Below are 19,006 nucleotides of genomic sequence, written 5' to 3' on the forward strand. Positions count from 1 at the left end.
CTTGCCCTATTTAGTTCGTTACCATGTCGGAAGAAGATATCCGTGCCGCTAGGCTGGAGAAAGTAGAACAACTCAAGCAGATAGGGACTAACCCCTATGCCTACCGTTGGGAGTCTACCCATCACGCCGCCCAATTGCAAGAACAATTTGCTGATTTACCCAGTGGAGAAGAAGTCGATTTAGAAGCCGCCATTGCCGGACGCATTATGGCGCGTCGCGTTTTTGGTAAGTTGGCTTTCTTCACCCTAGAAGATGAAACAGGCACAATTCAGCTTTATCTAGAGAAAAATCGTATCCAAGAAAGCATGGCAGAAATTGATGCCGAGGCTTTTAATCATCTCAAACAACTCACAGATGTAGGGGATATTCTGGGAGTCAAGGGAACAATAAAACGGACTGAAAAGGGCGAATTATCGGTTTACGTCAAACAATATACCATCCTCACTAAATCTCTTTTGCCCCTACCCGACAAATGGCATGGGTTGACGGATGTAGCCAAGCGCTACCGTCAACGCTATGTTGACTTAATTGTTAACCCTGAAGTCCGGCAAACCTTCCGCCGTCGCGCCCAAATAACGGCAGGTATTCGCCGTTATTTAGAACAGCGTGATTTCCTCGAAATTGAAACCCCAGTGCTGCAAAGTGAAGCAGGCGGTGCTGATGCGCGTCCCTTCGTTACCTACCACAACACCCTGGAAATGGAGTTATATCTGCGAATAGCTACAGAACTCCACCTCAAGCGGTTAATTGTCGGTGGTTTTGAAAAGGTGTTTGAATTGGGGCGAATTTTCCGTAATGAGGGGATTTCTACCAGACACAACCCCGAATTTACCTCAATTGAAATTTACCAAGCCTACGCCGACTACAACGATATGATGGAGCTAACGGAAGGTATTATTACCACCGTTGCCCAAGATGTACTCGGCACATTGCAAATTACCTACCAAGGTGCAACTGTGGATTTAACTCCACCTTGGCGACGGGTGACAATGCACGATTTAGTGAAGGAATCTACAGGCTTAGATTTCCGTGCTTTCTCCAGTTTGGATGAAGCGAAAGCAGCAAGTAAAAATGCTGGCATCCCTGGTGTAGATGAAGCCCAATCTATAGGTAAATTACTCAATTTAGCCTTTGAAGAAAAGGTGGAAGGTAGCTTAGTTCAGCCTACTTTTGTGATTGATTATCCTGTAGAAATTTCACCATTAGCTAAACCTCACCGTTCTCAACCAGGGTTAGTGGAAAGGTTCGAGTTATTCATCGTTGGGCGCGAGACTGCGAATAGTTTCTCAGAATTAACAGACCCCATCGACCAAAGAGAACGCTTAGAAGCGCAAGCTGCGAAAAAAGCGGCTGGTGACTTAGAAGCCCAAGGCGTAGATGAAGATTTCCTCACTGCTTTGGAATATGGTATGCCACCCACAGGCGGTTTAGGTATTGGCATTGATCGGTTGGTGATGTTATTAACTGATTGCGCCAGTATTCGGGATGCGATCGCATTCCCCCTACTCAAGCCGGAAAGCAGCTTTATTAAGGAATTTCGCTATGATTCCAAAACTCAAACATTGACTGTTGAATTTGATAGTGGAAGTGTCTATGAGTATTTCAAAGTACCTCCTAGTATCAAGGAAGAATGGGATAATGCACCATCAAAGGGTCAATATTTCAACAAGTCTATCAAAGGGAAATTTAAGTCTGAACAGTTGAGTTGAGATAGTAAGCGCCATTCGCCAGTAATGCGCGGTCGGATTTAAATGAGCCAATAAAGAAAAATGTAGAAACATAAAATTATATATTTCTACATTTTTTTTATACTCAAATCTTGCAGCAGTCTCTTATTGACAAAATAACAGCCTCAAAAGCTTATTATTTCGTAGGGTGGGCATTGCCCACCATCTGCTTATTGAGAAGGTGCAAGATATGAATATAAAAATATTTACTGTCATATTATTTCTCATATCATTTTTCTACAGGTTTTTATTTATGCCATATTTTTCTTATAGAATATATTTAAACGAGCTATTTTAGGATAATACATGAAAGAAGTTAATCTAGATGAGAATAAACTTAAGGAAATTTTTAAAACTGCAATTCTTGAATTAATTCAAGAACAGAAAGAGGTTTTTTCAGAAATATTTACCGAGATAATCGAAGATATAGCACTAGCAAACGCTATTAAGGAAGACGAAAATACTGAAACCGTTAGCAGAGAAACAATTTTTAAAATTATCAAAAACCAAGAATGAATTTAGAATTTAGAAAAAGTTTTGCAAGAGATTTAAGAAAAATCAAAGATGAGACTGTATTGTAAAGAATTGCAGCAGTAATAGAAGAAGTGGAGAATGCTGATAATTTTGGTGATGTCAGCAATATTAAAAAGCTTCAGGCTGAGAGTGATTATTATCGTATTAGAGTTAGTGATTATAGAATTGCAATTACCATCTCTGATGACATGATTATTTTTGTCCGAGTTTTGCAAAGGAAAGAGATTTACAGATATTTTCCATAATTGACACTCTCCTAACTGCAAAAATTAGTTCGTAGTAAAGGCTTTAGCCTTTTCTTGAGAGGCTATTTATAAAGTAAATATTAAGTAGGGTGTGTTACGGCTATGAAAGGATTTGAGCGTTTGAGAGAGTAGGAATTAGCCGTAACGCACCAATAAATACGGTGCTGTACTCTCCGCTAACGCACCCTACAATTTAAGGTTTACTTTATAAATCAGGACTTACGCAAGTGTCACAATTGGTAGTTGGTGCGTGACGCTACAAGTCTGATTACTACGTTCAAGTATTTTCGCAGCGTCACACACCCTACAGAGAAAATATGCCAGTTGCGTAAGTCCTATAAATAAGGAATGAGGACTAAAGTCCTCACTACAAACAGATATTTTCCATAATATTTACACTATTCCACTGATATGTTATTCCTTAGAAGGAATATTAGCATTGACATTCCTTCTAAGGAATAGTATATTGTGAGGTAGGAAGTGACTTGGACTTGGGAACTTTATCAAGATGTCAATGGGGAAATACCCAAAGATTTACTTGCTTACTTCATCAGGATGATTCCTGACGAAGAACAACCAGACAACCCAGCAAAGCCGTTATTAACCGCTTCCGAAACCAAGCGTTTGCAAGTTAATCTTCGCTACCTTTGCGACAAAGGACTAGCTTCACTCAACAGTGGGATCTTTGAGAAATTGGAAGATGACCTGTATGAATTGCGTATGACCAAGAGTGAACATAATCCCAGGTTTATCTTAACCACGGCTACACCTCAGACATTTGTAGTGCTACACGCCTTTATGAAAAAATACGACGGCGCTATCAAAGATAAAGATAAAGAACCTGCAAGAGTTAGATTGCGCGAATTACAGCAGAGGAATCATGAAAAAGCCTAATTTTCAAGCTTGGTTGCAGCAAAAAGTTAGTGAAGACCCAGAGGTAATTCTGGCGGGGAAGCTAGAGTATTTACGTCTCTATCTCACTGATGCGATGCGGGAAATACGTAATAAAGCAGGACTAACTCAAGCACAACTAGCAGAGAAATTAGGAGTTAAGCAAGCAGCCGTGTCTAAATTGGAGTCGGCGTTAAAAGAACATGAATTAGAATCTGTGTTGCACTATTTACATACATTAGGTGCTGATTTATTGGTTGCAGTTAAACATGAAGATGACTTATATCAAGCTAGCGATAACGAAGGTGTATTGTTAGTAGATGTACCTGATGTAGTGGCACAAAAAGCATTAGCCGCAAACATGAGTATGCGGGAATATGTGCGTGTAGCGATTGAGAAATTTTCTAGTCAAAGTGATGAAAGAATAATGGCCGTGATAAAACTGCTAGAAAGTGATGATTCAGTAGCAGTGAAGGTGAGAGAGCGTTTAGCTGGAAGAACAATTGAAGAGATTGCTGTAGAGTTAGAGAAATGTCTGTGTTTGGCAGAGGAAGAAGATAGGATTTTTGCTGTGAAAAATATGTTAGCTGATAATTTAGCAGTGGCAGAAATTAATCGCGGAGATAGTAGCGATGACATTGATGAAATTGATTTGTTAGATTTAGCTGAGGAATTGCTGGAGAAATTAGCAGATATTTAAAAATTAATTTATAGTTGTCGGTTACTTGTATTTATTTGGTTTGTCTGGTTACATCATTACTTAACAAAGTGAGTGCCTTATGGCTCAGGAAAAACAGTCTGACAGTCAACAGAGATTAGACAAATTTTTACAAGCTGTAGAAGCTGCTCAAAAATTACAGGATGACATCATGAAGTATGGGCTTGAAGCCGCGCATTTATATTGTGATGATGTTGATGGAGATTGGCTAGAAACATGGAGAAGAGAGGAAAATAATTAACATTTATTAGTAAATTTATTAACTAATTTTTAAAAAAATATGAAACAAAAATTTCAAAACAAAGAATCTGAACAACTTATAAATGTATACTTAATGATCATTAAAGAAATTTTAAATTGTCCACCTGGACAAGAAGAAAATATTCTGATAGCTAACCAAGAGTTTATTATTAATGATGATTTTTTAAGCGTCCTTAACAAATGTGCTGAGATTTTTTTAGAAGAAGGAGATAAAGAAAAGGCTGATTATTTATATGAAGTTGCAGAAAAAGTATCTACTGAAATTTATAGAGCTTTTTTGAATACAGCATTACAAGCTACTTTAAATAGCAAAGGTAATCTTAAAGCAATTTATCCACTTTTAAAAGCAAATTTAAGTAAATTAGATAAAAAACTTATTATCATAGTAAAAATTTGGAAAGAATTTCTTTTACCCAAATTAACATTTGATGAAGCAGCAGGAACAGCAGCAGCACTTATTGACTTTAGTAAGCGTCTTAAAGATTTTCCATTAGGTAATAAGTCTGACAACATAGAAATCGCCATCGTATGTTGTCAAGTAGGTAAATCTGTATTTACTTCAAATACTTACTCCGAAATATGGGGATTAGCACAAACTATACTGGCATATCTTTACTGGGAACGAATAGAAGAAGATAGAGCGCAAAATCTAGAAACTTGTATTAATTTATGTCAGGAATCTTTAAAGATTCGTCATTATCTAAATAATCTACAAAACTGGGCAGAAGTACAAAATATTTTAGGAATTGCCTATCGAGATCGCATACGTGGTGATAAAGCTGAAAATCTAGAAGCTGCTATTATTCACCTTAAAAATGCTTTACAAGTTTTTAATATTAAAGAACATTCTGAACAATGGGCTTGGTCACAACATAATTTAGCAACAGTTTACTCTCAACGTGTTTATGGTGAGCATGAGGAGAATATTCAATATTCTATAAATTGCTCAAAAAAAGCTATGCAGGTTTTTACTCGTCATGCTTTTCCTGAATATTGGGCTAGAACTCAAATGAATTTAGGAAATGCGTATCTCAGAAAAGAAAATTATAGTTGTAGCAAGAGCCAGAAGATTGCTATAAATTGCTATATACGGGCTTTACGAATTTTAACTATAGAAAACTATCCCGAATATTGGGCTTTAGTTAATAACAATTTGGGGCTAGCCTATGCAGAAGATATTGATGGAGATGAAAAAAATAATTTTGATAAAGCTATAATTTGCTACAAAAAATCTTTAGAGATTTTTACTCGTCAAAGTTTTCCTGAAAAATGGGCAATGACGCAAATTAATCTATGCAATATATACTACCAACAAGGTTTAATACAAGAAGTTATCGAATCCTCGCTTTCACTGCTGGAAACATATACTCCTACTTCTTTCCCATTCTATTGTTTAGCTGCGGCGCGACATTTAGGTAATGCTGCTTCTAGTGCTGGACTTTGGCCATTGGCTATCGATGGCTATTGTATGGCAATTGATGCTCTTGAACAAAAACGTAATGAGGAAAAAACAGAATTTACCCGTCAAAAGACACTTGAAGATTTTATTGGCATTTACCAAAATATAGTGCAAGCCTGCATCAATGCAGGAGAAATAGAAAAGGCTTTTGAATATGTGGAGCGATCGCGCGCCAAGCGTTTGGTAGACTTAATGGCAAGTAACGATCTCTACCAAGGTGACGCAATTCCGCCAGAAGTGGAAAGCTTGTTGCAGCAGTATGAAGAATTGCAACGGCAGATTGACATAGAACGCGATCGCCATCAGTCTGGCAATAATCGTAGTGAAACACGGGCTGCATTCCAAGCTTACAATGAGGCGATCGCAGCTTTAGAAAACCAAAAACAACACATCTGGGAACAAATCAGACGCTTAGATCCTGTACTAGCGGGTGAAATTCAAGTTAGTGCGCCTGACTTTTCTGCAATACAAAAGCTTATCGACAAACCTAATACTGCTCTTTTAAGTTTTTATACTACTGACACAGATACTTATATCTTTGTTTTGCAACAAAACCAAATTACTCTTCATACTTGTACTGGACAAGGACTAAATAATTTACAAAACTGGATTTCTCAAAATTGGTTATTCCCCTATCTTACCCGTGAAGGTGAAACGAAGGAAGAAAAGGCAAAACGGGAGGAAACTTGGTATAGCAGTATGAGTTCAATTCTGACAGAACTGGCTGAAAGACTGCAAATAAATACCTTGATTAATCAACATCTAGAAAGTATTGAAGAACTAATTTTAATACCTCATTTATTACTGCATCAAATACCTTTTGTAGCTTTACCCCTTGAAAATCATCAATACTTGGGGGATAAGTTTCTCATTCGCTATATCCCCAGTTGCCAAATTTTGGATTTTTGCCAACAACGAGAACATCTCAAGAATATTCCTCAACAATCTCTGAAATACGGAACTGTAGAAGTTGCAGAAGATAACCTTCCCTTCGCCAGGATTGAATGTGAGAAGATTGCCGAGTTATATAAAATTCCTCAAGAACAGAGATTAATTGGTAAAACTCAAGCTACCCGTGAAAACTATCGTCAGCTAGCACAAACAGTTAATGTATTGCACTCCAGTCACCATGCTCTCTCTCGCCTAGATAATCCTTTAGAATCTGAGTTAAGGTTAGCAGGTGAAAGTATTACCTTGGGACAACTAATGTCACCAAGTTGGCGTTTACCTAATCTTGTTGATGTGTTTCTTGCCTGTTGTGAGACACATCTTGATAAGCCATCCCTAACGGATGATATTTTCACTCTCTCCACAGGGTTTCTATGTGCTGGCGCTATAAATGTTGTGAGTACACTATGGGCAGTCGATGATTTAGCTACAGCCCTGTTGTCCATTTTCTACTATCAATACCGTAAACAAAATAAAAGCTGTTCTGAAGCTTTACAGCAAGCTCAATTTAAATTACGGAATTTCAAGAAACATGAGCTTAAAGGCATTTTCAGTGAGGCAGAAACAAGGGAAAAGGAACTGATAAGCATGAGGAAAAAATACATTCGAGGCTCAGGAGAATATTCGCAATGGGAAAGTGAATATCAAATATATGCCAGAATTAACAGATTAATTCAAAAAGTTCAAAATTCAAATGAAGAATTTCCTTTTTCACATCCTGTTTACTGGGCTGCTTTTATTTGCCAAGGCTTACGATAGGCAAAATAAATAAATTCATCTCTTGCACTTTCTCGATAAGCTGGTGGTGGGCAATGCCCACCCTACTGTAAATCTATGAAGTTGCACCGAATAAATAATGTAGAGACGTTGTATACAACGTCTCTACAGTGCAGAAACGGTATGAGTTCGATGGAACCTAACCTCAACCGCTTCCCTACCAACTGAGTGTAATAAAATCAGTTTTCTAAGCCTCTCCCCGCGTCGGGGAGAGGTTTGGAGAGGGGTCTTTCAACTGTTTAAATCGCATTAAATAAGGTGCATTAGGTAAACCCCAACGCACCTCATTTTTAACAAATGACCAATGACTAATGACTAATGACTAATTCGCTACTTCCGCTATTTCAATAATCCGCCCTTCATAATCTTTAACTAAAAAATTCAAGGGTTTCTGATTACGTATCTTGAATTTTAAACCGCGTGTTTCCACCCGCATTAAAATCATTTCTAAACAGTCACGGTCAAAGCAAACGTGACGTTGTTGATTTTTTGCACCCAAACTTGCGCCTGTAATGACGTGCAGTTGAGTATTTTTCTTTAATTGATACCATAACCCGTCGCTGGCGTTGGTCATTGACTTACTAGACAAACTGGGGCTGGTGGACATATATAGCGGATCTATCCCTGCTGCGCCTATGGTTTGTTCGTAGTTGTAGTAGTAATGTAACGGTACTTCTGCGGCTGGCAAATCTAGCAGCCCTTCGTATAATTGTCGGGCAATTTCTAAGTCGGACACCATCACAGTATGCACTTTGGGGGCGCTGGTGAGAAATAGCCACATAGCGCCTGCATAGGCTGCTAGCAGCATCACCATGATGCCTTGGGTGGAAAATAGGCTATCCAGGGGTAGGGAGGGCAAGAAGGAGCCTAAAAGGGGGGTAAGCCGGAACGATATGACACTAACTGCTATAACCATGAACAAATCAAAAATTATATAAGGGAGCCGCTTTTATTTTTATCTCTAAAGACTTCAGTTAAGAGGTCTTTGTTCTAGTGTACAAGACTAAACTAGGCTTGTTGACAGTTGACAGTTGACAGTTGACAGTTGACAGTTGAAAGTCAACAGGACAACTACAGGTTTGATGTGCAACACAAAAATCTTATTGCAAACTTTATGTTAACTAGTATCTACGGGCAGATTTATGAAGATTCCTCATTTTGCTGAAGCTAATCACCCACTGGTAAAGTCGCTATTCCATCACAGTGACCAAGAATTGCTGGATTTATTTCAGCAACATCCTGATGTGGGTAAGTATTTTACGGTGATTTTTTGCCGTTACAGTCCCATAGTCTACACTTTGATTCAACATTCGGCGCGATCGCCTGTACAAGCAGATTATCTTTTCGCCCTAACTTGGCGGCATATTTATTATGAACTCGGTGGACTCGATTTAAAAAATCCCCCCCCTGGACAGGAAGTTTTAACTTTGCAAAATTGGTTGATCAACATCACAGCTTTCTGTATCAATGAAATTCAGCTACCGCCAACAGAAGCGATTCATTATTCTTTACAAGCAACTTCACCACCGCTTTGGTGCTATGTCGAACAAGCTCTAGAGCAACTACCCCCAATGTTACGCTTGATGCTGTTAATGGCGCAAACCTTTCATTGGAGCGAAACCCGCATTGCTGCTTACCTGCAAGCGGAAGGGGAGAAGGTAACACCCGATGATGTAGCCAATTTGCTTCAAGAAGGCTATCGTATGCTAGAGGACAAATTACCCGCAGACATTCGCGCTATCTACTTGGGTGAAGATTTGGTAAAGTCGTAACTTAAGTATATATCCGTATCATGCTAGTCTTCATACGGACATAATAAAACTTTTTGCCTGGTAACACTTAAATCCGGGATTTCTTGGGTAAGTTTTATGAAACAACAGCATTTACTCTCTAGCACGACAGCTAAAAACTACAGGTTGTTTAGTTTTTACCTATTAATTCTCACTTCCCTGCTATATCCTGTAACAGCAGGGGCGGCTGATATTACTCAACAACTCCACCGTCCTGAAAGTAGTTCTCTTAAACGACAATCTAGAGATGATGCGGACTCTTTATTAAGGGTGGCTGAACAACAATATGCGGCTGGATACCCCCAAAAAGCCCTGGACTCTGGTTTGCAAGCGTTGGATATTTATCACTCAATTGGCGAGGTGAGGGCGAAAGGTCAAACTTACAATTTGTTAGCTAAGGCTTATATCAAATTGGGACGCTTAAAAGAAGGTGAAGACGCATTACGCCGACATTTAGCGATCGCTCGTGACACCCAAGACTTTCAAACTCAAATTTTTGCCCTCAATAATCTGGGTACTTTACTACTACAAATAGGTGAACCGCAAGCCGCCGGGGACACAATTCAAGACGCATTTACCATCGCCGACAATGTGAACAATATCGAGGGTGAGGGATTATCCTTAAGTAATTTAGGTCTTGTAGCGGCTAGGCTAGGAGATTACAACAGGGCGATTAAACTTTATGAAACAGCTTTAATTTACCGTCGTCGCACTGATGATAAGCAAGGGGAAATAAATACTTTAAATAATTTAGGTGATGCTTACCTTGCGGCAAATAATTATTCAGACACGATTAGCAGTTATGGCGCAGCTTTGAATATGGCAAAAAGTATAGGCGATCGCGCCAACCAATTACGAGCGATCGACGGCTTAGTTATAGCCCACAGCGCCGTCGGACGTTATCAACGCGCCTTGGACTTACTCAAACAGCGTTTGACCATCGCTAAAGAATTAGAAAATCCGCGAGAACAACTAAACTCCTTTGCCTCCTATGCAAAATTATACGAGCAGCTAGGTAATTACCCAACTGCCCGTAATTTCTACGAAAGAGCGATTACCATCTCTCAAAATCTAGAAGATAAAAAACAGGAAATCTTCCTACGCGATCGCATGACGCAAATGTTAAAAGGGAAGAGTCAATAGTCAATAGTCAATAGTCCATCTGACTTTTCACGGGATCTGGAAGACCTCTCTCCAAACCTCTCTCCTACAAGGAGAAAGGCTTTGATTTCTCCCCCTTCCCTTGTAGGGAAGGGGGCTGGGGGGTTAGGTCTGACGGAGCGCTTTTCCACATAACGTGAAAAGTCAAATAGTCCATAGTCCATAGTCCAGAAATTGTTGACTGTTGACTATTGACTGTTGACTATTGACCATTGACTATTGACTATTGACTGTTGACCATTGACTGTTGACTATTGACTATTGACTATTGACTAATTCAAAAATACTGAACCGTTGTTTTCAATTCTCAAGGCGCGTCTATCTTGTGCTTGGTTAGTAGTCTCATCTAATCTGACTTCTAACTGTCCTGATGCGGTGGAAGTTTGGGGGGTTGCTTGTAACAATCCTCCGTCTTCGCGTTGGAATGTAACTGTAACTGGCGCGGTTAAACCTTGGAGTGTGACATCAGATTTACCTTCAAGCGATCGCGGTGCAGTATCACCAATTACTTGATAAGTTATTCTTGCGGCGGTATCGTTCACTAATCTGACGTTTACTCTACCATTTGCTACAGCAATCCGAGCGCTGGGGCTTTGTTGTTGACTTGGTAAAGGTGTCACGCTTTGAGCGCCTGGAGTTTGAGTTGATGGTGTTACGCTGGGTAGTGTAGTTCCAGGTTGTCCAGAATTTTGAGGTTGCAATCCACTTTGAGAGCGATTATAGGGCGCTTCATTGAAAATAGCAGGATTAGGGTTAGTTGCTGAACCTGCTTCTCCACCTACACCTAATCTTGTTTGTTCTGCTGTTGGGGTAGCGGGAACATTAGTTTGATTAAGTTGACCTTGATCTATTAATCTTTGAGTAAAAGCATTAGGTGGACAACCTTGAGGTACTTTAACCTGATTATTATGGGGTGCTTCGTAAAAAATTCTAGGACAAGGATTAACTTGAGAATTAGTTTGATTTATTGGTTGCTGATTAGTTGGTTGTTGTGCCAATACTGCTTGGGGAATCACTGATGCACCCATCAGTAAACTACCACAAATTGCAGTTAATATTTCAGCAGACTTGCGATTGGAAGAATCAGCGCTCATTGTCTACTCCTGGGGTAAATAAAACTATATAGGGCTTGGTAACTTGTTTATTTAGTTATTAAACTAATAAAAACTCAGATAAAATTGCTTTAATTACAAGTGGTATTAAAGCATTTATAATTTAACAATTCTTTTCAGCTTTTTTCTCTAACTTTAGGCTTGAAAATAAATTAAAAAATTCTAGCTTGTAATTTATATCTTTAGCCTGATGTGTAGCTGACTTTTCACGGAATCTGGAAGACCTCTCTCCAAACCTCTCTCCTACAAGGAGAGAGGCTTTGATTTCTCCCCCTTCCCTTGTAGGGAAGGGGGCTGGGGGTTTAGGTCTGACGGAGCGCTTTTCCACATAACGTGAAAAGTCAGGATGTGTAGCTGGTGACAGGACAATAGGGTTCAGTTAGCGTTTATTAGCTCCCCCTAAAATCCCTTAAAAAGCAGGGTGGTTTCATACAGAAAAAGAAAAATTTATAAGTTACGTCTAATGTGAATTAAAATCTTGTAATTGGATAGACATTTGTAGGGGCGGGTTAATCAAATATCATCAACAATTAACGATGATCCCGGTGAACCCGCCCCTACCGAGTCTTATTAGCTCCCGACATAGGCTATTGTTTGGATAATAAAGGTTTTTCTAATTCACATCAGGCGTAAGTTCTGATTTCTCTTGTTGTAGCAAGATTTTGACCCCTCTCCAAACCTCTCCCCCACGAGGAGAGAGGCTTTGAAACAGATGAGTTTTTTCTCTAATTTTAACGTGAGTTCGATGAACCTCTCCCTCCCAACCTCCCTCTCCTAAAAGGCGTTCGCGTAGCGTCTGCGTCAGGAGAGGGAGGAGAAATGAAAAAATCACCGTCTTACTCCCCTCTCCTCGTAGGAGAGGGGTTGGGGGTGAGGTCAAAACAACGCTTGTCGAACTCACGTAATTTTATAAAACCACCCTGCTCCAACCACCCTTAAAAAGGGGGGGATATTACAGTATATTTTGGGTAGATGAGGTACAAACGTAAAACCCAAAACCATGTAGAGACGTTACTTGTAACGTCTCTACAATATTTCACGAATAGCGAAACTGCTCTAGATTAGGACATTTAACCCTGTTACCTGTCACCTGTCCCCTATCCCCTAATATTATCAAGCATCTTGCCAAAGTTGACGAACATGATCGGGCAACCAACTAGCAATTTCTTCCACCCGTTCTGGGGATAATTCATCTTTTGTTGCAGAAAAAACTGCTTTAACTACTTGTTCCCGGTCTACATTTGGCTGCATTCCCCCTTCATTAGCCACTCGGAATAAGAAGCGATCGCTATCAATTTTAAAGATACCAGGGCCTTGCCAAGGTGGACGCACCCGGCTTAAGAATCTCACCAAAGGATTACTATCATGCCACAAATCTGCAATTTCCATTTGCAGAGATTTATCATCGCTTTGTTCAGCAGGCTTATGTAATTCTTCTTCAACTCTATCAGCAGCTTCTGTAGTCATTAAATCGCGCATGACACGATAAACAACTTCAGTTATGTCTCTAGCATCGTAAATATCGCCTAAACCACTTTGCTCTTTTACTTTTTCTAAAAAAGGTAGATTTTTTTCCGGTATGGATGTTGTCATCAAGCCCTCCAAAAGTTTCGTTATAACTGCATTTCGCTAACAAGAACGTGAGTTCGATGAACCTCTCCCTCCCAACCTCCCTCTCCTAAAAGGGAGGAGAAACGAAAAAATCACCGTCTTACTCCAATACGGTTCAGATAAGAATAATTAACCGCCGATAAACGCCGATAAACGCCGTTCGCGGTAGCGTTCCGTTGGCGCAGCCTCTCGAAGAGAAGGAAGAAATCAGGATGTTCAATCAAATTTGCCATTCTATCTAGTCTTAACTGAACTGTATTGCGTCTTACTCCCCTCTCCTCGTAGGAGAGGGGTTGGGGGTGAGGTCAAAACAACGCTTGTCGAACTCACGCTAACAAGAAAACAGCCTGACTTTTCACGGGCTGAAAAACCTCTCTCCAAACCTCTCTCCTTGTAGGAGAGAGGCTTTAATTTCTCCCCCTTCCCTTCAAGGGAAGGGGGTTGGGGGGTTAGGTCTGACGTTAGTTTTTCCACATAACGTGAAAAGTCAAGTAAACAGCAGTTTATATGACTAATAACTAGCCAAATAACTGCTTGCGTTAGATATTTATGCTGAAAAAATGCCAGCTTTCTTAAATAAATTAGTATGGAGATTTAGGATAATTCATCTGTCACAGGAAACAAATATAATTTATCAAATTAAGACTCTAGAGTTATTGGTAATGAGACAATAAAAGTAGTACCTTTACCGAGAGTGCTTTCGACTTGAATATGACCTTGGTGATGTTCTACAATAGCTTGAGCGATCGCTAGTCCTAATCCTGAGCCTGTAGCACTGTCTTTACTTTTATGAGTGCGTGCTGGGTCAACTCGATAAAAACGGTCAAATAATCGTGGTAACGCCTCAGCAGGAATACCGATACCTGTATCACTCACCTTCACTTGTAACTGAGGAGAACCATAGCGGACTCTATCTATCCGCAGCAATTCCACATTCACCGCACCACCTGCGGGTGTATAATGGAGAGCGTTCCCAATCAAATTGGTGAATAATCTTACCAACTGATCCCAATTCCCTGCAAGTGTAAACCAATTTTCTAACAATTCCGGGTTACTTTCGCCATCTAGAGGATCAACTAAATGCAGATTAAGCGTAATAGTTTTTTCTTGCGCCAACAGTTGCTGTTCTTCTACCACATCCATCAGTACAGCATCTAACGGACAAGCACAAAAGCCATCTCTGCTGACACCACCATCCTGACGTGCTAAAAATAGTAAATCATTAACTAATTTACCCAAACGTTGGGTTAATCGTTCTACCACCTTTAACTGTTGACGATAGTGAGAAGTAGCAGCTTCCGTTTGCGCTAACTCCAAGTCTGCTAACGCTACCTGCACATTAGTTTGAATCAAAGTTATGGGACTTCTCAACTCATGGGAAGCATCAGCCGTAAATTGCTTGAGGCGTTGGTAAGACTCTCCCACTGGTTCCATTGCTTTCCCCGACAAAAACCAACCACTCGCACCCACAGAAATTACCATCAACCCCGTACCCAGCGCCAAATCAAAAATTAACTGACGACTCGGTTTTGTCACCTCAAACCAAGGATGACTCACACGCAGATATCCTAAAACCTGTCGTCCAACTTCTACCCGTTGCGTAACTTGACGTAATAACAGGGGGGAATAAGGGGTTTGTTCGTTTTCCGATATCTCCTGTTTATAGACATGGATAGTTTCACCTGTGCGGTGACTGTGAATGGGAATGTTGAGGGGTTCCGAAAAAGTTGACCAAATTAAGTCACCAGTGGGACTAAACCACTCTAAATCTATATGGTCATCTTCTACAGTATTGGCATTGTTGCGAAAACTAGCTTCTACATTGATGTGTAGTAGTTCAGAGTCATTTTGGTCTGGTTCAATAACAAGCGATCGCTCTACTATCTCCACCACATGATTGAGGGTATCATCAATCCGCTCAACCAAAGTACTGCGGACATATAAATATACACCACTAGCGAACAGCAGCAGTAATACAGCCGTGACAGCAGTGTACCAGATAGCCAGACGACGACGAGTAGCTTGAAACATTAGCCAACACAGAAAAACTAAATATCTAATCCCTAACTACTCCATTCTAAAAACACTCCGCGCCCCTCCGCGCTAACCTCATATTCCTCTGCGTTAAAAAATTGCTCCCACTACCCCAAATAAATACATTAATTGAGGATAGCGATCTGTAATTATTACACTTCTTTAAAGTATTGCAAACAAACAGCAGATAGCAGGTAAATTACATAACTTTGTGTGCGCTCATCTTTAAAACCTAAACCCAACACCTTTATGTATTCCCTGTTGTATAAATATTTTTTCACTCCCCACCGCATAGTGTTTACTACAGATTAGTAGGTTTGACTACAGTAATTATCACTACTATAAATTAAATAATTTATCATTTTTATTTATACATAAATTTTTTGCTCAACAATACTTATAGTTTTAATCACTAATTATTGTATTTTTCAGTATTTGCACGGAAGCTAATGTTTTTGCATAGAAGTTAAATTCTATATGCAGTTAATTTAGAAGGAAATTGTCTAAACAACACAACATTTAAAGATAAATAAACCTTATGTTCGTATATTAAACTATGTAACAAAAATATAGTTGCTAAAAAAATTAGGGCAAGTTATACATAGCAAAAATCTAATTTACTCCTTCACTAGCAATAATCGAATATATCTGAAACAATTCCTAATGAATTGTCAAGTATCCTTCTAGCCGATAGATACTACAACAAAATCTGGCATCTATCCAGTCACACACAACCATTTAAACTCAATAACTAAACATCGTACTTCTAATTTAGTTGCTTCTCCTCACAACTAAACTTTGCTCTGCAAGTAGCAATAATTATCTTTAGTTGCATGGGAGAACATATATATTTGCTACATCTGGGGAACATTTGTGTCTAAGTTTGATGTTGAAATTTCTACAAAAAACATAAAAAAATATGGCAACTTTTTCAGGTTTCACCGACCCAGGTGGTAATACAACTTCAGCTTTAAATACAGCAAATTTTATTTCAGGTGGGTTTCTCACTACCACGGGTGATACATTTCAAGATAGTGTTAGTAACTCTGATTTTGTTGATTTATATCAATTTACTCTCAGCAGTTCTCAAGCCTCTAGTATAGTTGAACTATCACTGGATGGACTAACCAGTAATGCTGATTTAAGACTCCTGAATAGTTCTGGTAATGCTATTCGTAGTTCTTCTCAAGCAGGGACTACATCAGAATTTATCCGCGCTAACCTAGCTGCGGGTACATACTATGTTCAAGTTCGTTCTGTTAGTGGTGCAGCCTTCACCAACTATAACCTCACCCTCAAAGCCGAACCTATTCAAGAGAGTGGGCGCTTAGATAACACTAGAGCCACCGCTTTCGATATTAGTAGCACAGTCAATAGTTCTAATTCATATAACACCACAGATTTTGTCGGCAGTACAGGTTTTACCGTAGATTACGATGACTTCTATAGATTTACTCCCACCCAAAATGGTGTTATTACCATTAACCTGTCTAACTTAACGGCTAACGCTGACCTACAACTACAAAACAGCTTTGGTTCTCCTCTTCAAACCTCTGCTGCATCGGGAAACGCACCAGAATCTATTAGCTACACCGTTACTGCTGGCACATTATATAATGTTCGAGTCTATGCTGCTGCATCAAGTTTCACAAATTACAATTTCAATGTATCTTTTCTTCCTGATCCAGTAGATAACGCAGGTAATACATTATCAGCATCTCGTGACATTGGTTCACTGAGTAGCACCGCAGCCGCCTACACAGATTTTGTGAGTGGCTCAGATGACAAGGACTACTACAAATTTAATCTAAGCAATAATGCTTTAGTCAACATCACTCTCACACCAGATACAGCCAATGCAGATTTACAAATCCTTAACTCCTCTGGTGTTGCCATTCAAGGCTCTTTCCAATCAGGAGTTACACCAGACACAATTATCAGAAGCCTGACAGCAGGCACATATTACATCTTAGTCACACCAGGATTAGGTGCAGCCACTAACTATAGTCTCAGCGCATCTGCTACACCCATCGGCCCAGATCAAGCACCTAATACCTATCTCAATGGCTTCGATTTAGGCTCTTTAACCAGTTCTCGCAGTATCAGTGATTTTGTCGGTAATATTGACACCAATGATTTCTACAAATTCACTTTAAGCGATGACGCTAAATTTAATTTAACCTTGACTGGTTTGACTGATAACGCTGATCTCCAACTGCTCAATAGTAATGGCGCATCAATTCAAACATCAGCTAATGCTGGTACTAGCAACGAATCAATTAGCGTTACCAGCCTGACTGCTGGCACTTACTACATCCGCGTCTATACAACGGGATTAGCCAACACCTTCTATAACTTGAATCTCACTGCCACTTTTCCTTGGCAGTTACTGGATATTAATCAAGGTATTGGTAGTTCCGATCCCCAGAATTTAACTAATTGGGATGGCACTTTATACTTTACGGCTAATAATGGTAGCAGTGGTAAACAGATTTGGAGCAGTAATGGTTCTACATTCACCCAGATTACTAACCTCAATCCGACTGGGTTCAATCCTAATAACTTAACTGTCTTCAACAACCAACTCATCTTTACTGCTGATGATAGTATCAACGGTACTGAGCTTTGGGCTTACAATGGCACTAGCACCCAAAGGATTAGTAACATTAATCCCAATGCTGGCAGTTCTAACCCCAGCAATCTTACTGTTGTTGGTAATAACCTCTTCTTCACAGCCGACAATGGTAGTAATGGTAGAGAGTTATGGGTATATGACGGTACAAATGTCAGCTTAGTTAAAGACTTGAATTTAGGTATTGCCAGTTCTAACCCTGCCAACCTCACAGCTTTTGGAGGTAAACTTTTCTTCACCGCCTATAACCCGACTGTTGGTAATGAACTGTGGTTCAGCGATGGTACAGCAAGCGGTACACAGGCTATTAATATCAACTCAGGTGGCTTCAGTTCATTCCCTGGTAGTCTGACTGTTGCTGGTAGCACCCTGTACTTTACAGCCGACAATGGTACTGGTGCTAACGCAATCTGGAAATATACCACCACAGATGGGGCAAGCTTAGTGAAAACCATTCTGCCTGCATCTGTTAACAACTTTGCACCAGTAAACCTCACTGCTGTAGGTAGTACCTTATACTTTGTTACAGATGGTGATGGTGATTTCCAACAAGAGTTGTGGAAGAGTGATGGCACTAGTCTAGGCACTCAAAGAGTGGTGAGTGACAACACCCAAGCACCAAATATTGGCATAGGGCCACTTTATTTAGCGGCAGTTGACAACACACTCTACTTTACTACTCCTGCTGTGGGTACTGGACTTGAGCTTTGGAAAAGCGATGGACAACAAGCCAATACAGGATTAGTCAAAGATATTTGGGCAGGTTCTACGCCTAATGACAGTTTTCCCACAAGTCTCGTGAACTTTAATGGCACTCTATATTTTGTTGCTTCCACCAGCAACAACAAGCGAGAAGTGTGGAAGAGTGACGGCACAGAAGCTGGCACAGTCCGAGTTAGCAATATTAACGCTACAAACAGCGCTAACCCCAGTCAGCTGACAGTCGTTGGTACAAAACTCTTCTTCACTGCCACCAACGCGAGCAACGGAACAGAATTATATGTAATTAGCTAGGAGGTGATGCTCAAAAATCAAAATTCTTGGTGATTTTAGGTGAATTAAAAATGGCTCAATTTCTCGCCATAGCAAAAAACAAACAGATGAAA

14 protein-coding genes are annotated in these 19,006 nt (G+C 39.9%); 10 read left to right on the forward strand and 4 right to left on the reverse strand.

Features of this window, described 5'->3' with window-relative positions; translation table 11 throughout:
- Window positions 1-23 precede the first annotated feature (23 nt).
- From lysS to H6G83_RS06250, 7 genes are all read left to right on the forward strand, one after another.
- Window positions 24-1,709 (forward strand): lysine--tRNA ligase, encoded by a 1,686-nt coding sequence (gene lysS / locus H6G83_RS06220; RefSeq protein WP_190468557.1) that lies wholly within the window; start codon window positions 24-26, stop codon window positions 1,707-1,709.
- 324 nt (window positions 1,710-2,033) lie between these two features.
- Window positions 2,034-2,243 (forward strand): hypothetical protein, encoded by a 210-nt coding sequence (locus tag H6G83_RS06225; protein ID WP_190468560.1) that lies wholly within the window; start codon window positions 2,034-2,036, stop codon window positions 2,241-2,243.
- Window positions 2,244-2,332: 89 nt separating this feature from the next.
- Entirely contained in the window at window positions 2,333-2,506 is a 174-nt protein-coding gene (locus H6G83_RS35180) for a type II toxin-antitoxin system RelE family toxin (protein ID WP_313935271.1), read from the forward strand.
- A 480-nt stretch (window positions 2,507-2,986) separates the two neighbouring features.
- The gene (locus H6G83_RS06235; protein ID WP_190468563.1) at window positions 2,987-3,400 is read left to right on the forward strand and encodes a type II toxin-antitoxin system RelE/ParE family toxin; all 414 of its coding nucleotides are present in this window, start codon (window positions 2,987-2,989) and stop codon (window positions 3,398-3,400) included.
- Complete coding sequence (locus H6G83_RS06240; protein ID WP_190468565.1) at window positions 3,387-4,097, forward strand: helix-turn-helix domain-containing protein; 711 nt, start codon at window positions 3,387-3,389, stop codon at window positions 4,095-4,097. The genes H6G83_RS06235 and H6G83_RS06240 overlap by 14 nt, the downstream gene beginning before the upstream one ends.
- Window positions 4,098-4,176: 79 nt before the next feature.
- Window positions 4,177-4,356, forward strand: coding sequence for a hypothetical protein (locus H6G83_RS06245; RefSeq protein WP_190468570.1), 180 nt, complete (start codon window positions 4,177-4,179; stop codon window positions 4,354-4,356).
- Window positions 4,357-4,395: 39 nt separating this feature from the next.
- A complete protein-coding gene (locus H6G83_RS06250) occupies window positions 4,396-7,542 on the forward strand; it encodes a CHAT domain-containing protein (protein ID WP_199328337.1) in 3,147 nt (1,048 codons plus the stop codon).
- Between the two features lie 340 nt (window positions 7,543-7,882).
- Here H6G83_RS06250 and H6G83_RS06255 read toward each other — a convergent pair whose 3' ends face one another.
- Entirely contained in the window at window positions 7,883-8,476 is a 594-nt protein-coding gene (locus tag H6G83_RS06255; protein ID WP_190468574.1) for a glyoxalase-like domain protein, read from the reverse strand.
- A gap of 226 nt (window positions 8,477-8,702) precedes the next feature.
- Here H6G83_RS06255 and H6G83_RS06260 point away from each other — a divergent pair, with 226 nt between their 5' ends.
- Window positions 8,703-9,332: a sigma-70 family RNA polymerase sigma factor gene (locus H6G83_RS06260; RefSeq protein WP_190468579.1), complete on the forward strand. Its 630-nt coding sequence runs from the start codon at window positions 8,703-8,705 to the stop codon at window positions 9,330-9,332.
- A 96-nt stretch (window positions 9,333-9,428) separates the two neighbouring features.
- Entirely contained in the window at window positions 9,429-10,493 is a 1,065-nt protein-coding gene (locus H6G83_RS06265; protein WP_190468581.1) for a tetratricopeptide repeat protein, read from the forward strand.
- A gap of 290 nt (window positions 10,494-10,783) precedes the next feature.
- Here H6G83_RS06265 and H6G83_RS06270 read toward each other — a convergent pair whose 3' ends face one another.
- The 3 genes from H6G83_RS06270 to H6G83_RS06280 form a co-directional block, all read right to left on the reverse strand.
- Complete coding sequence (locus H6G83_RS06270) at window positions 10,784-11,605, reverse strand: hypothetical protein (RefSeq protein ID WP_190468584.1); 822 nt, start codon at window positions 11,603-11,605, stop codon at window positions 10,784-10,786.
- A gap of 1,131 nt (window positions 11,606-12,736) precedes the next feature.
- Window positions 12,737-13,216 (reverse strand): DUF2267 domain-containing protein, encoded by a 480-nt coding sequence (locus H6G83_RS06275; RefSeq protein WP_190468587.1) that lies wholly within the window; start codon window positions 13,214-13,216, stop codon window positions 12,737-12,739.
- A gap of 657 nt (window positions 13,217-13,873) precedes the next feature.
- Window positions 13,874-15,265 carry a sensor histidine kinase gene (locus H6G83_RS06280; RefSeq protein WP_190468592.1) on the reverse strand — a complete coding sequence of 464 codons (1,392 nt, stop codon included), beginning with the start codon at window positions 15,263-15,265 and terminating at the stop codon, window positions 13,874-13,876.
- Window positions 15,266-16,187: 922 nt separating this feature from the next.
- Here H6G83_RS06280 and H6G83_RS06285 point away from each other — a divergent pair.
- Window positions 16,188-18,914, forward strand: a complete 2,727-nt coding sequence (locus H6G83_RS06285; RefSeq protein WP_190468595.1) for a pre-peptidase C-terminal domain-containing protein — start codon at window positions 16,188-16,190, stop codon at window positions 18,912-18,914.
- Window positions 18,915-19,006 lie beyond the last annotated feature (92 nt).

Origin of the sequence: Anabaena azotica FACHB-119 (assembly GCF_014697625.1) — a bacterium.
GTDB lineage: Bacteria > Cyanobacteriota > Cyanobacteriia > Cyanobacteriales > Nostocaceae > Trichormus > Trichormus azoticus_A.